This is a genomic window from Nitrosomonas sp. sh817, assembly GCF_030908545.1.
Classification (GTDB): domain Bacteria; phylum Pseudomonadota; class Gammaproteobacteria; order Burkholderiales; family Nitrosomonadaceae; genus Nitrosomonas.
On record NZ_CP133083.1, the window covers coordinates 354,279 to 369,637 of the forward strand.

The following is a 15,359-nucleotide window of genomic DNA, read 5'->3' on the forward strand; positions in this document are numbered from 1 at the left end:
GTTTTTCAGAGATTCCCTAACGAATTGAAAGAATTTATGCTAACCATTACAGTTACTCATCGAAAAGAACTCAAAGCGCGCGCGCATGCATTGAATCCGGTTGTCATGATAGGGAAATCCGGATTATCCGCGAATGTTATTGGAGAAATTGATCGAGCATTATCAAGCCACGAGCTAATAAAAATCAAAGTCCAGATGGATGATCGCGTGGCTAGAAATACTTTTTTTGAAGAGATATGCGCATTGACCAACGCTGCCCCAGTTCAGCACGTGGGAAAGATTTTGATCATTTATCGTCCCAAGCCGGAAGAAACGGAAAAGAAACTCGAACGCGCACGTGCACCCGCCAAGAAAAAACGTGCGCCGTTACGTAAGAAGCGTGATTTTCAGAACTGAGAGATTATTGCGCCTAGATGTACTTGACATTCAAGATTTCATATTCGCGGATACCGCTTGGCGCTTGAACTTCTGCGATATCGCCAGCGTATTTTCCGATTAAGGCCCGTGAAATGGGGGAACTGATTGAAATTTTCCCGTCCTTGATATCCGCTTCATCGTCTCCGACGATTTGATAAGTCACAGTCTCGCCATTTTGCAAATCTTCCAATTCGACAGTGGCGCCGAAGACACAAGCGCCATCCGCATTGATAAGCGCCGGATTGATGATTTGAGCGCTGGAGAGTTTGCTTTCCAGTTCGGCAATGCGCCCTTCAATAAAGCTTTGTTTTTCCTTGGCGGCATCGTATTCGGCATTTTCCGAAAGATCGCCATGTGAGCGCGCTTCAGCAATCGCAGCTATCACCGCGGGGCGATGTATCGTTTTCATCTCATGCAATTCTTTACGCAGCGCTTCCGCTCCTACGACCGTTAATGGAATAGTACTCATTGTAATTTCATGCCTTTCATGTTCATCCGATTGATTGTACTGAAGCAAGTCACACTTGTTCTGACGCTTTAAGCTGCACATGCAGTTTTTGCAGATTATATGTCTGCAATTCACGTTTGTCGGTAATACCCACACAAGCGGCGCGCGCGCCTGCCAGCGTTGTATAGTAAGTTACTTTCGCTTGAAGCGCAGCATGGCGGATTGAATAGGAATCCCGTATGGCGCTGCGTTGATTTTTTACAGTGTTGATAATCAGGCTGATTTCGCCATTTTTAATCATATCGACAATGTGAGGACGGCCTTCCGCAACTTTATTGATGATATTGACGTTAATCCCGGCTTCTGTGAATACTGCAGCGGTACCACGTGTAGCATAAAGGGTGAAACCAAGTTTCGCAAGGCTTTGTGCGATTTCAACGGCGTGCAGTTTATCGGATTGCCGTACGCTGATAAAGATCTTTCCGGAAGCCGGCAGCCGCACATCGGTAGCAAGCTGGGATTTGACGAATGCTTCCGCAAAAGTCGCGCCCATGCCCATCACTTCTCCGGTTGACTTCATTTCCGGGCCGAGGATCGTATCGACGCCGGGAAGTTTGATAAAAGGAAAAACAGCTTCTTTAACCGAAAAATATTGCGGAATGATTTCCTTGGTGACGCCTTGGTTGATTAAAGACTTGCCGGTCATGCAACGCGCTGCGATTTTGGCGAGCTGCAAACCGGTAGCCTTGGAGATGAAAGGGACCGTGCGCGATGCTCGCGGGTTAACCTCGAGGACATAAACCGTGTCGTCTTGAATGGCAAATTGCACATTCATCAACCCCAGCACATTCAAAGCTCGTGCCATTTCAGCCGTTTCGCGGCGCAGTTCGTCGAGCATTTCCGGAGCTAGATTGAAGGTTGGCAATGAACATGCGGAATCACCGGAATGCACACCGGCTTGTTCGATATGTTCCATGATTCCACCGATAAGCACGGTTTCACCGTCGTAAATTGCGTCGACATCCACTTCCGTGGCATTGGTCAAGAAATGATCCAGCAATACCGGCGAATCGTTGGAGACTTTCACCGCTTCGCGCATGTATCGTTCCAAATCCGCTTTTTCATGGACGATTTCCATGGCTCTTCCGCCCAAAACATAACTGGGCCGAACCACCAGCGGATAGCCAATTTCCTCAGCGGCAAGCAGTGCCTCTTCCGGATTACGCGCAGTGCGGTTCGGCGGTTGCCGTAACCCTAGCTGTTGCAGCATCTGCTGGAAACGTTCGCGGTCTTCGGCGCAATCAATCATGTCCGGGCTGGTACCGATGATCGGAACACCATTGGCTTCCAGATCCCGCGCCAGTTTCAGCGGCGTTTGACCGCCATACTGCACGATAACCCCCTCAGGTTTTTCAACGGCGACGATTTCAAGTACATCCTCAAGCGTCAACGGCTCAAAGTACAAGCGATCCGAGGTGTCGTAATCGGTTGATACTGTTTCCGGATTACAGTTAACCATGATGGTTTCAAAACCGTCTTCGCGTAACGCCAAAGCGGCATGCACGCAACAGTAATCGAATTCGATGCCTTGACCGATGCGATTAGGGCCGCCGCCCAATACCATGATTTTCTTATTGTTAGTCGGATTGGATTCGCATTCGTCTTCGTAACTGGAATACATATAGGCGGTGCTGGTCGCAAACTCAGCGGCGCAGGTGTCGACGCGCTTATAAACCGGGCGCAGATTGTGTTGATGGCGGTGTGTACGGACAGCCGTTTGGCCAGTCTTCAGCAATTTTGCCAGGCGCCGGTCGGAAAAACCGCTGCGTTTGAGTTTGCGCAAGCTTTGCCGGTCCAATTCCGTCAGCCGGGTATTGGTTAATGCTTGCTCTTGCCGGACCAAGTCTTCGATCTGCGCCAAGAACCAGGGATCGATATGCGTCAACTGATGGATTTCATCCAGTGACATCTGGCAACGGAACGCATCGGCGATATACCAAATGCGGTCGGGGCCGGGGTTCGCCAGTTCGGAACGTATCGTTTCCGGATTATCGGTTTTTTCGTCCAGCCCATCGACGCCGGTTTCCAATCCCCGCAAGGCTTTCTGCAGTGATTCCTGAAAAGTCCGGCCAATTGCCATGACTTCGCCGACCGATTTCATCTGAGTCGTCAGGCGATCGTTGGTTTGCGGGAATTTTTCAAATGCAAAACGCGGCACCTTGGTGACGACATAATCAATCGTCGGTTCGAACGAAGCAGGCGTGATGCCGCCGGTAATGTCATTGCCCAGTTCGTTCAGCGTGTAGCCGACGGCCAGCTTGGCGGCGATTTTGGCAATCGGGAAGCCGGTTGCTTTTGACGCTAGCGCCGAAGAGCGCGACACTCGCGGATTCATTTCGATGACCAGCATGCGGCCGTTTTCCGGATTAATCGCAAATTGCACGTTGGAGCCGCCGGTTTCAACGCCGATTTCGCGCAACACGGCGATCGAGGCGTTGCGCATCAATTGATATTCTTTGTCGGTTAGTGTTTGCGCCGGCGCGACGGTGATCGAATCACCGGTATGCACACCCATGGGATCAAGGTTTTCGATGGAACAGATAATGATGCAATTGTCATTTTTGTCCCGCACCACTTCCATTTCATATTCTTTCCAACCAATCACGGATTCTTCAATCAGTAATTCCTTGGTCGGAGAAGTTTTCAAGCCGCGCTCGCAAATATCCAGAAATTCCTCGCGGTTGTAGGCAATACCGCCACCGCTGCCGCCCATGGTAAACGAAGGACGGATGATGACCGGGTATCCCAGCATGGCTTGTACTTGCAGCGCTTCTTCCATGCTGTGCGCTACGGCGGAACGGGCTGAATTTAGGCCGATTCGCGTCATCGCCTGTTTGAATTTCTCACGGTCTTCGGCCATGTCGATGGCTTCGCGCGAGGCGCCGATGAGTTCGACGCCGTATTTTTCCAATATGCCATGTTTGACCAGATCCAATGCGCAATTCAATGCCGTTTGCCCGCCCATGGTCGGCAGCAATGCTTGCGGGCGTTCGGCTGCAATGATTTTCTCCAATATCGGCCAGGTAATCGGCTCGATATAAGTCGCATCCGCCATTTCCGGGTCGGTCATGATGGTCGCGGGATTCGAATTTACCAGAATGATGCGGTAGCCTTCTTCACGCAAGGCCTTGCAGGCTTGCACGCCGGAATAGTCGAATTCGCAAGCTTGACCAATGACAATCGGACCGGCACCGATGATGAGTATGGATTGAATGTCGGTACGTTTTGGCATACTTAGTTATTCTTGAATGGAAACTGAGCGTTGTTAAAGTGGATTGTGAAGATCGTTTTTATAGCGTTGCATCATGCCGATGAATTTATCGAACAGATAATCGGCTTCATGCGGTCCCGGACTGGCTTCCGGGTGGCCTTGAAAGCAAAAAGCCGGTTTGTCGGTCAGCTCAAATCCTTGCAAACTGCGATCGAATAAGGATACATGCGTAACCCGGACATTCGCCGGCAAGGTACCGGCATCGACGGCAAAGCCGTGATTCTGGCTGGTGATGATGACTTTTCCGCTGGCAACATCCTGTACCGGATGATTGGCGCCGTGGTGACCGAATTTCATCTTGACGGTGCGTGCGCCGCTGGCGAGGCCAAGCAGTTGATGACCCAGGCAGATTCCAAAAATCGGAATATTCTTTTGCAGCAGTGCTTGGGTCGCGGCAATGGCATAATCGCACGGTTCCGGATCGCCGGGGCCATTCGAAAGAAACACGCCGTCGGGTTGCAGTTTTAAAATTTCCGCAGCGGAAGTTTGCGCCGGCAGAACCGTCACTTTGCAGCCGCGTTGCGCCAATTTGCGCAGAATGGTCCGCTTAATACCGAAATCAAGGGCCGCAACATGAAAATTTGAACTGCCCTGAGACTGGAAACCGGATTCGAGCGACCACTCGCCTTCGGTCCAGGTGTAAGGCTGCTGGCAGCTCACGACTTTGGCAAGATCCATTCCAGCCAATCCTGGAAACGCTCTTGCCGCTTGCAACGCTTGTTCCTCGTCAATGGTTCCTGCCATGATGCAACCGGATTGCGCGCCTTTTTCCCGCAGAATCCGGGTCAATTTTCGCGTGTCAATTTCAGCGATTGCAACAACTTTCTGATATTCGAGAAACTCCGGCAATGTATGGGTTTTACGGAAATTGCTGGCAACGAGGGGCAGATCGCGGATTACCAAGCCGGCTGCATAGACTTTGTTGACGTTACCCGATTCATAATCTTCCCAATTGGTGCCGGTATTGCCGATATGCGGATAGGTCAGTGTGATGATTTGCTGACAATAGGAAGGGTCGGTTAAAATTTCCTGATAACCGGTCATCGCCGTGTTGAACGCCACTTCACCGGTATTGATGCCTGCAACGCCAATAGACACGCCACGAAAAATTGTTCCATCGGCAAGTGCGAGGATGGCGTGCGGTCGTTGTGACACAAAAACTCCTTGGAAACTGACAAGATCTGGAAAAAGGCCCAGGATCAATCGTTAAAAAGCCCTGGTTATTGAAGACCGGATTATACGTGAAAACGGTTCTTTTTTGTATGTGCACGGTTTCATCGTACCGTTTGGTTTTTTGATGGATTGCGGTTAATCCGGTTGCTGGTTTCCGGCGGATTTATTCGAGACAATCTTGCCCGGGGGATTAATAAGCGTTTCCATGATTTGAATGGAGTATGGTTTTGTTTCGATGCGATTGCCAGGTATTATTCATCGTGTGTTTTTTTTGCTGTAGTGGCGTCCTTTTGAAAGATATCAATGGATTGGCTCAACATAATTCAAAAATTTTCAATTATCGATCATGCATGTTTTCAAGTCTAAAGTAGATAAATGGGTGTTGGTTTGTTTCGCGTTGTCATTCATTGCCTGCCTGATGGGAACATCGGTCATGCTCAAGATCGGCGGAACTGCCAATTATGTGATGGCTGCTGTCATCGTCATTGCCGGTATCGGCTTCCCGCTATGGATTCTGGTGTCAACCCGGTACATCGCTGATGACGAGAATCTCAAAATTGTCAGTGGCCCGTTTTCATGGATCATTCCGGTTCAAACGATAACATCCATTCAAGAAACGCAAAGCGCCATAACGAGTCCAGCCATGTCGTTCGACAGACTGGAAATTACATACGGTGAAGATAAAGCCATTATCGTGTCACCGGCTGATAAGGAAGGGTTCATTAAAGCGCTGGGTAGCGACAAATTGATTGTCATGGGTAAGCGCCGGACAAAAGAAGCAAGAAACAGCGAAAAGAAAAGAAAACCGGATCGCAAAAACTCGTAAAAATGGAAATTACTGCTGATATGTTCTTTTTTTTCGAGAGAAAAAGCGGGTGGTTTTGCATTAAAGTGTGGGGGTGATGCTTCAGTGATCATAAAGGATTCGGACTCGGATGCACAACTGCTTGATTTCCAGGGAAACATTGATTGATTGCCTGCGCAAGCGATTTGCTGCGTTGGGCGGTGCTCAGAAACTTGCCTATCTTATTGATATGTCTCATTTCTTGCGTTCATATCATCTTGCCCGGCGAATCAATCAGCGTTTCCCTAGTTTACCGGTGCTTTACCGCTGTTTGCCGGATGATCATTTTAGCCGTTGTTTTTTCAATCTAGCCTGTTACCGAGGTTGTTATGGGTAATACCAAGCGTACGAAGTCCCAGCTTCTTGAAGAAATGCAGCAGTTGCGTTCCGAACTTACCGCAGTCAAGTTGATGACGGAAAAACAAACCCATGAGCTTTCTGTCAGTGAAGAGCGGTTCTCCCTGGCAATGCGCGGTGCGAACGACGGGCTTTGGGACTGGAATCTGGAAACGGATGAAGTTTATTACTCACCGCGCTGGAAAAGCATGCTGGGCTATGCGGAAAGCGAACTGGAAAATAAATTGAGCACTTGGGCAAGCCTGGTTCATCCGGATGACAAAGAAATTGCGTTGGAAAAAGTGCGCGATTACCTTGATGGACGAAAAGATTCTTTCGAAGTGGAAATGCGCATGCGCCACAAGGACGGTCACGAAGTGTTCGTACTTTCCCGCGCATTTTTGGTTACGCGCGGATCGGATGGTAAGCCGCTGCGTTTGGTTGGCACGCATGTCGATATCACCGAACGTAAAAAAACGGAAGCGTACGACGGCAAACAGGCCGAAATTCTTGCAATGATTGCAATAGGACGCCCCGCACCGGAGATCTACGATGCCATCGCGCTGATGTACGAAGCCCGTCATCCCGGCATGCGCTGCGCGATGCTCGAGTTGAGCGGTAACAAGCTGCTGCACGGCGGGTCGCCAAACTTGCCGAAGGAATATTGCGATGCTTTACACGGCATGGAAAACGGTCCTAGCGTTGGTTCTTGCGGCGCGTCGACTTACACCGGGCAACGCGTACTGGTGGAAAATATTGACACCGATCCCAAATGGGCAAAAATCAAGCATTTCGCATTACCGCACGGTATGCGTTGTTGCTGGTCTGAACCGATCAGGAATTCCGAAGGAAAAGTTCTGGGTGCGTTCAGTATGTACTACAACCATCCGGCGCTTCCCAATGAAAGAGAATTGAAAGATTTGATCGCCGCGGCCAGGTTGACAGGCATCGTGATGGAACGGGATCAAGCGCAAAAACGTATTTGGACGCTGGCGTATACCGATGAGCTGACCGGTCTTGCGAGCCGCGCTGCCTTCATACAACACATTGAAGAGATCACCAAAGCGTATTGCCGCCATAACCGCCGGTTTGGATTGCTCTACATCGATCTGGATGATTTTAAACGCGTGAACGATAGTCTGGGGCACGATGCCGGCGATTTGCTGCTGAAAACCATTGCGCAGCGCTTGATAACGACTTGCCGCGAATCGGATTTTATTGCCCGGCTGGGCGGTGATGAATTCTGCATTCTGATTGAAGAAATGGAAGAAGAGTACGCTGCCCATGTCGCAAAGCGTTGCCTTGAAGCGATTTCGCAACCGATTGAAGTTTATTCCAGAAAAATTACACCGGCCTGCAGCATTGGTATCGCTTATTTTCCCGATGACGGCGAAGACCCTTCCATATTACTGAAAGCAGCCGATATTTCGCTTTATTCGGCAAAAGAAAACGGTAAAAATCATTATGCTTTTTATCGGGCCGAGCTGACCCAAAAGGCGGAGTATCGCTTCCAGATCGAGCAGAGTCTCAGGGAAGCCATCGAAAACCAGGAATTATCACTGGTCTATCAGCCGCAGATCAATATCGAGACCGGGGAAATCTTCGGCACCGAAGCGCTATCCCGATGGTTTCATCCGCAATTAGGTCAGGTTCCGCCTGGCGATTTTATTGCAACGGCGGAAAGAATCGGCATGAATAAAACACTGACCGAGTGGGTGTTGCAAACCGCCTGTAGTCAACTGGTTGCTTGGAAGAAACAAGGTTTCAAGGCGTTACGCATGGCAGTGAATATTTCCCCAAGCCTTTTCCTGGATCAGGAATTTGTGCGGCTGGTGAAGCGGATTATCGATGAAGCGGGAATCGCACCCGCCGAATTGGAACTCGAAGTGACGGAAGGCATCGTGCAGACCGATCCACGCAATTTAATCGTTTTTCAGGACCTGAAAGACTTGGGTGTGCTGCTGTCCATTGATGATTTTGGAACCGGTTATTCATCGTTTGCCTCGCTTAAGCACCTGATGGTCGATTATTTGAAAATCGATAAATATTTTATTGACGATATGCTGTCCGACGAGAAAACCCTGACTTTAGTCGGTTCCATGGTGAAAATGGGGCAAAAACTGGGATATGGCATCATCGCCGAAGGTGTCGAAACACAAGCGCAGTTGAAGATTCTAAAAGATCTCAACTGTGAAATCGTGCAGGGCTATTTGTTCAGTAAACCAGTCGATGCGGACAGTATTTCCGGGCTATTGACCGGTGAAGCGCACAAAAAGATTCTCCACCAATGCCGGTTGGATAAGATTGCGTAAATAATAAGCGGAAAGCTTGAAACTTCGGAAGAATCCGGAAAATCCCGCCGATTGAGCAAGATTTCCCGGTTGTGTGACAAAACTGAATTATGCGGTTGCTTTTCTGCGCAGCATAAAGCCCAGCATTCCTAAGCCGGCGAGCAGCATGGCATAGGTTTCCGGTTCCGGTACGGCGGCTACCGATACGTTATCGAGCAATAAGCCGACATTGTCGCCGCCCAGATTCTCAAAGCTGAAGCTATAAATCCCCGAAGCCGCTGGTGTGAAGCTTAAGGCATATGCTGTCAATCCGGCGCTGCTGCCTAACGTAGCCGAAGTACTGGCAGTGCCGAAATTGATGTTGGCGGTTTCAGTGGAGCCGCGCTGGCTGCCCGCCAGGTCAAATGACAAGGTATAAGTAACGCCGCCGGTTAAATTGACGCTGTTGGCAAAAATACCGCTATTGGCGGTGCTGCCGTCCAGATCGATATAGTTTCCGTTGCCCGGTAAGATGTCGATAAAACCGATTCCGATTAAATCGACCGTGCCGCTGGAAACGGTCCAGCCGCTGGCAACGGGCGGTATCCAATTGAGTGCCGATGGCGAGTAGCTATCGAAATTGTCGGAGAAAATGGTGACTGCCGCGCTGGCAGGCGCTGCGAATGCGGTGGTTATTGCTGCGGCAATAACGGCTGATTTGATTTTTTTCATGGAATCTCCCATTTATAATTTGGTTAATCGATGTATCTTCGTTGAGCCGGGTGTGATGTATTGATCGCTATTGTTACAAATGATTGTAAACATTACTTTATTAACCCATGTTCCCGATCCTGATGTTAATGACCGGATTACGCAGGCGCAATAGAACATGGTTCCCGATTATTCTAGTACATTTGTCCTATTTTCTACCGGAATCCATCGGAACATATGAACGATTCGTCGGAATGGACTTGTGCAGAGGAAGGCAAAAGACATACAATGATGCCCTCGTTTTACCAATGAAACCAATCAATTGGAATCCTGACGCTGTTGATGTACTCACCTTCTTGTCCGACAAATGAATCAGCATTCTCCTAATCAATATTTTTTAATGGGCGTTCTATTGTTGTGGTGTTGGGCGTCGCTTGCCGTCGCGGATGAAAAAGTTGTGCATGTCATCGATTTCTCCGGCAATTCGAATGGTAGTGCCGTTTCCTGGCTGGAGGAACGGGGCTTCGAACTGCAGTTGGATGCAAAAAAACTGAATCCCCGGTTTGAGAACGATACCCTGGTGATCAGCGCTGACGGCGAGATGGCCGGATTGTTTGGTTTGCAGTTGCAGCAGCAGAATTTTATCCACGATGTTAAGCGGGTCGAAATCGTTTGGGGCGTGAACAAGTATCCGCAGGGCGCCAATTGGAACGAAGGCATTAACAGCGTGCCGATTGCCGTGATGTTGTCATTCGGGACTGAAAAGCTCTCAAGCGGTTTGCCGTTGGGCATCTATTCAGCGCCCTATTTTTTGAGCGCTTTTATCGGCAAGGCTGAAGAACTGGGCCGCATGTATTTGGGCAAGCTATGGAAAAAGGGCGGGCGTTATTTTTGCGTGGCGTCCGGCGATCAGCCGGGTAAAGTGATTACCACCGATTTTGAAGTCGACGAAAAATTCCGCGCCACTTTCAAGCATGATAAAACACCGCCGATTACGGGAATCGCTTTTCAGGCCAATACCAACAACACCCGGGGAGGCGCCGAAGCGTTTATCAAGAAGATTACCTTCTTATCCCGATAGGGAATGCTGATTAATTGACTGCACGAGCGAATCACTTTGTTGCGCGGTACTCGCATCTTCGCCTATCTTGTTGATATGTCTCGGTTGCTGCATTCCGTGCGCCTCGTGCTTCCTCTCGTTCGCCGAATTAATCAGCATTTCCCTAGGCGAATGCCGGACGTTCCCGGTGTTTTCTGGGCGCCATCCCGAAGTTGCTTCCATCGCAAGTGAACATTCCCGCTGAATATTGGCTGCACCATGCAGTCTTTTATACCGCGCTGTTTTTAATTCACTATGTTTGTGGATTGCTCGTGATCCATCAAAATGTCAAAGTGAATTACACAAGGAAGATCAATCACTTCGCTTTTTTCTTCCTTCCGACCTTATTGTCTTGGGTGATTGAATACCCTTACAGCGCGGCGGCTTTTTTCATGGACATGATCTGCGCATTTATCTTCCTGACATTTTTCATAGCGCCCCTGCGCAGCAGGATCGGAGTGCTGAATGTGATGTTTTGCTCGTTCGACCGGCCGGAAGACAGACCGTTGACGCTGACCTGGCTTTATACCCAGTTTATCGCAAGCTACTTGGTGCTGATTCCGTTGCTTGCTTATTTCGAGAGCCATGCGATGCTGCCGCTCGTCATGATCATCATCATTACCAACGGAATCGGCGACGGGCTTGCCGAACCGGTGGGCATCAAATTCGGCAAAAGAAAATATACGACGTATGCGCTGTTTACCAAGCAAAAATACGTGCGCAGCTATATCGGCAGCGCCTGCGTATGGGTAACGGCTTTCATCGCAATCCTCATATTCCACCAATATTTCAACACAACGCAACTCATCGCCGCTTTGCTCACCGTGCCGCTTCTGATTACCTTGGCGGAAGCCTTTTCTCCCCATACCTGGGATAGTCCGCTGATCTATGCGGTTGGCGGCGTATCGCTGATCGGGATATTGCATTTTGTGTAATTTACGGATGGTTGCACTGTTTAATCGGACGGCGGGTTGCGAACAGGGGGATTTTTGAGCAATTCAACGATTTGCCGCGATTGCGATTCATAGTTATCGGCATCCGCCGGTTTGCCGAGTTGCCGCGCGATATCGCCCATTTTCTTTAAAGAAATCGATACATCGCGCAGCGCCTGCGGCGTTTCGCCGAGCTGTTGTAACAATTGTTGGCGCAGAGTGAGCGATTCTCCGAAATAGATTTGCGCGTCTTCAAGCTTACCAAGCTGTTGCGCGACATCGCCCATGTTATCAAGTGAAACTGACAAATCGCGCAGCGCCTGCGGCGTCTCTTCCAGCTTTCGTAGCAATTGGCGGGCAATGGTGAGCGATTCGCCGAAATAAGTTTGTGCGTCTTCGAGCTTGCCGAGCTGTTGTGCGACATCGCCCATATTATCCAGTGAAACCGACACATCGCGCAGCGCCTGCGGCGTTTCGCCGAGCTGTTGCAGCAATTGGCGGCGGATGACGAGCGACTCTCCGAAATAGCCTTGTGCACCCTCGAGATGGTCGAGCTCTAGCGCGATACCACCCATTTTCTCCAATGAAATCGACACATCACGCAACGTCTGCGGCGTTTCGCCGAGCTGTTGCAACAATTGCCGGGCAATGGTGAGCGATTCGCCGAAATAAGTTTGTGCGTCTTCGAGCTTGCCGAGCGCTTGCGCGATATTGCCCATTTTATGCAGTGAAACCGATACATCGCGCAGCGCCTGCGGCGTCTCGTCGAATTGTTGCAGCAACTGGCGGGCAATGGCAAGCGATTCGCCGAAATAGCCTTGCGCGGCTTCGAGCTGACCGAGCTCGCGCGCGACATCACCCATCATGTTCAATGAAACCGACAAATCGCGCAGCGCCTGTGGGGTGCCGAGCTGTTGCAACAATTGCTGGGCAATGGTGAGCGATTCGCCGAAATAGTCTTGAGCGGCTTCGAGCTGCCCGAGTTGCCGCGCGACATCGCCCATATTATCCAGTGAAACCGACACATCGCGCAGTGTCTGCGGGTTTTCGCTGAGCTGTTGCAACAATTGCCGGTGCAGAGTGAGCGATTCGCCGAAATAGGTCTGTGCATCTTCAAGCTTGCCGAGCTGTTGCGCGACATCGCCCATCTTACTCAGTGAAACCGACACATCGCGCAGCGCTTGCGGGTTTTCGCTGAGCTGTTGCAACAATTGCCGGTGCAGAGTGAGCGATTCGCCGAAATAGGTCTGTGCATCTTCAAGCTTGCCGAGCTGTTGCGCGACATCGCCCATCTTACTCAGTGAAACCGACACATCGCGCAGCGCCTGCGGCGTTTCGCCGAACTGTTGCAGCAATTGCCGGGCAATGGTGAGCGATTCGCCGAAATAGGTCTGCGCATCTTCAAGCTTGCCGAGCTGTTGCGCGACATCGCCCATCTTACTCAGTGAAACCGACACATCGCGCAGCACCTGCGGCGTTTCGCCCAACTGCTGTAGCAATTGGCGGTGGATGGCGAGCGACTCGCCGAAATAGCCTTGTGCGGTTTCGAGCTGGCCGAGCTGTTGCGCAACATCGCCGATGTTATTTAGTGAAACCGACAAATCGCGCAGCGTCTGCGGGGTTGCGCCGAGTTGTTGCAGCAATTGCCGGGAAAGTTTCAACGCATTACCGGCAATTTGTTCCGCCAATGAGAGTTGGCCATGCAATAAGCTAACTTTCAGAGCGCGTTCGGCAGCCAACAGTGCGCCGCGATAGGGTTTATCTTTTACCCGGTGCCACTCGTCGATCAGTTGTTGATCGGTTTCGGAAAACGGTGTTGCCGGAATGTTTGCCGCGGATTGGTCACGAGCTGACAGGGTCATTTCATTCGTGAGTGCAAGCCAGTTCTGGGTTTCCACGGTGACATCGCGGATCGCCCATAAATCGGGTGCGAGTTCGCGGAAAGATTGTTTCTCGGCTGCCGGTAGCACGATTATCAGCGCACGATTTTGCTGACGTAGCGTTTCGCGGTTTTCATTCAAGCGCCGGTAGAATTTCCGGCGTGTTTCAGGCCAATGATCTTCGTGATCGGTATGCGTGAGATTCAACCATACCGGCGCTTTGGTCAAAGTGTGGCCGATGTTCTGGCCGAGTATTGCGGGCAATGCGTCGTTCAGCAGTTGCGCGGGCGATTCGAGCCGTACTTGATTCAATCCGGAAACGCGCAAGCGGTAGAACTGTTCCAGGCGCAGGCGGAACAATTCGACGATTGGCGCATGCTGGCTGAAAATGAGGATCAGACTGAAATCATCCGACCAGCGCAAGTGATTGAGCAGACGTTGCCACTGCTGTTCGCCTTCCGGCGTCAGTTGAATGGATGCGGCCGGTTCACGGGGCATCGTCCGATGACCGCAAGAGCTTGATTAGCACCGGATGCACGTCGTACCAAGGTTTGCCGTTGAGGTAATTCATGATCATGTTGGCGTCGAGGAAGCGAGTCAGGGTTGGCAGATCGTCCATGCCGTCCAGGGCATGATGTTTACTGTGATGGATTTTTTCCAGATATTTTTTATCTTGTTCCGGAATCGGTTGAAATTCATTGGTAAGTTGCATAATCGCGCGATTCAGCATGTCGTCGCTTACTGCGGCGGGTTTGGCATCTTGATGGACAGTGCGCGCGGCGCTCAGCCCCAGCAAGCCTTCGCGCATCAGCCGGAAGTAATCCCGGATATCGCCGCCCGATTCTTTCGCTAGCCGGAACAATTGCGTTTGCGTATAAAATTGCCGCCAATCGGGGTAGCGCCGTTCAATGATTTCTTGCATGATGGCCAATCCTGCGGGATCTTCCGTGCCGTCTTTTTTGCGTACGTGAATGTTGGGCCAAATGCAGATCGGGTTGCCGCCGAGATTGCGGGCGATGTTGGGCGCGCGCGGGATGAGAAACGGCGGGACGGTGTAAACAACATGCAGACCCGGCAACGCCAGATTTGCCGCCTGCCCGGAAAATAATTCGACGATACTGTCGTACACCGACCGCGCATCGTCGCCGACACCGCGAATTTGTTCCAGGGAATCGACCAGCAAGACGATTTTTTTATTGGCATCGCCTTGTTGCAGTCTTTTGACTAAATCGAGAATATACGCCTGCGCATTCTGCACCAATCCATCCAGGTTGCCGCGCAGTTTTTCTTGGACTTGGCGCTTGAAATTGGCGTCGCGTTGCAAGCGCATGCCAACTTTGGCAGTAACCATATCCAAGTTACTTCCGAATTCAACTTGCTCAAGTTCAACCTGGGTCTCCGTCAGAAAATCCCAAAAACGCGATAGTGGCGAATCTTTGATCGATTCGATGCCGAATTCGCTTTTTGTCCGGTTGGCCAGGGCGGCGATGAGCGACAGCAGAAAATCCGCTAACTCCAATGGTTTGGTCATCAGGACATATTGCTGCATATTGGTCAGAATGACGATATGCCCCTGGTTTTCGAGCAGATGTTTCAAACGCAGTAATTCCGTGCTTTTGCCATTGCCGCGAAAACCGGTCAGTAAATTGACGCTCTCCGATACGGCGAAATCGATCCGTTGGGATAATTGCAAGATAGGATCGGCGGCCGGGTTTTGCTGCAGAATCGGCACATAGAGAGGATCACCGGATTCCAGCGGCTTACTGTTTTGCAGTGCGTTATGAAAAGCTTTCAGTTTTGGTAAAAGCTCATCAATTGGATTCATGGTTTTGCTCACTCAAGTTTGGCGATCAGCATATGCTACTGAATTTTAATCGAGTTAAATGCAGAAAATAAGTGTGTTCAGATAGTCAATGAA

11 protein-coding genes are annotated in these 15,359 nt (G+C 50.5%); 5 read left to right on the top strand and 6 right to left on the bottom strand.

Annotated elements, in window-relative coordinates:
- Nucleotides 1-36 precede the first annotated feature (36 nt).
- Nucleotides 37-396, top strand: coding sequence for a ribosome assembly RNA-binding protein YhbY (gene yhbY, locus RBH92_RS01755; protein WP_307932996.1), 360 nt, complete (start codon nucleotides 37-39; stop codon nucleotides 394-396).
- A gap of 13 nt (nucleotides 397-409) precedes the next feature.
- Here yhbY and greA read toward each other — a convergent pair whose 3' ends face one another.
- The 3 genes from greA to carA are packed head-to-tail and all read right to left on the bottom strand — an operon-like array spanning nucleotide 410 to nucleotide 5,351.
- Nucleotides 410-886, bottom strand: a complete 477-nt coding sequence (gene greA, locus RBH92_RS01760) for a transcription elongation factor GreA (protein WP_307932997.1) — start codon at nucleotides 884-886, stop codon at nucleotides 410-412.
- Nucleotides 887-935: 49 nt separating this feature from the next.
- A complete protein-coding gene (gene carB / locus RBH92_RS01765; protein ID WP_307932998.1) occupies nucleotides 936-4,157 on the bottom strand; it encodes a carbamoyl-phosphate synthase large subunit in 3,222 nt (1,073 codons plus the stop codon).
- Nucleotides 4,158-4,190: 33 nt separating this feature from the next.
- Nucleotides 4,191-5,351: a glutamine-hydrolyzing carbamoyl-phosphate synthase small subunit gene (gene carA, locus RBH92_RS01770; RefSeq protein ID WP_307932999.1), complete on the bottom strand. Its 1,161-nt coding sequence runs from the start codon at nucleotides 5,349-5,351 to the stop codon at nucleotides 4,191-4,193.
- Between the two features lie 364 nt (nucleotides 5,352-5,715).
- Here carA and RBH92_RS01775 point away from each other — a divergent pair, with 364 nt between their 5' ends.
- The gene (locus tag RBH92_RS01775) at nucleotides 5,716-6,195 is read left to right on the top strand and encodes a PH domain-containing protein (RefSeq protein WP_307933000.1); all 480 of its coding nucleotides are present in this window, start codon (nucleotides 5,716-5,718) and stop codon (nucleotides 6,193-6,195) included.
- 347 nt (nucleotides 6,196-6,542) lie between these two features.
- Complete coding sequence (locus tag RBH92_RS01780; RefSeq protein WP_307933001.1) at nucleotides 6,543-8,861, top strand: bifunctional diguanylate cyclase/phosphodiesterase; 2,319 nt, start codon at nucleotides 6,543-6,545, stop codon at nucleotides 8,859-8,861.
- A gap of 87 nt (nucleotides 8,862-8,948) precedes the next feature.
- On the opposite strand, the gene RBH92_RS01785 is transcribed toward RBH92_RS01780, so the two are convergent.
- Nucleotides 8,949-9,551 carry a PEP-CTERM sorting domain-containing protein gene (locus RBH92_RS01785; protein ID WP_307933002.1) on the bottom strand — a complete coding sequence of 201 codons (603 nt, stop codon included), beginning with the start codon at nucleotides 9,549-9,551 and terminating at the stop codon, nucleotides 8,949-8,951.
- Between the two features lie 346 nt (nucleotides 9,552-9,897).
- Between RBH92_RS01785 and RBH92_RS01790 the strand changes: the two genes are divergently transcribed.
- Nucleotides 9,898-10,611: a hypothetical protein gene (locus RBH92_RS01790; RefSeq protein WP_307933003.1), complete on the top strand. Its 714-nt coding sequence runs from the start codon at nucleotides 9,898-9,900 to the stop codon at nucleotides 10,609-10,611.
- A 206-nt stretch (nucleotides 10,612-10,817) separates the two neighbouring features.
- Nucleotides 10,818-11,564, top strand: coding sequence for a hypothetical protein (locus RBH92_RS01795; protein ID WP_307933004.1), 747 nt, complete (start codon nucleotides 10,818-10,820; stop codon nucleotides 11,562-11,564).
- A gap of 20 nt (nucleotides 11,565-11,584) precedes the next feature.
- Here RBH92_RS01795 and RBH92_RS01800 read toward each other — a convergent pair whose 3' ends face one another.
- Both RBH92_RS01800 and RBH92_RS01805 read right to left on the bottom strand, forming a co-directional pair.
- Complete coding sequence (locus tag RBH92_RS01800) at nucleotides 11,585-13,939, bottom strand: tetratricopeptide repeat protein (RefSeq protein ID WP_307933005.1); 2,355 nt, start codon at nucleotides 13,937-13,939, stop codon at nucleotides 11,585-11,587.
- Nucleotides 13,929-15,266, bottom strand: coding sequence for a hypothetical protein (locus tag RBH92_RS01805; RefSeq protein ID WP_307933006.1), 1,338 nt, complete (start codon nucleotides 15,264-15,266; stop codon nucleotides 13,929-13,931). The genes RBH92_RS01800 and RBH92_RS01805 overlap by 11 nt, the downstream gene beginning before the upstream one ends.
- Nucleotides 15,267-15,359: the final 93 nt, after the last annotated feature.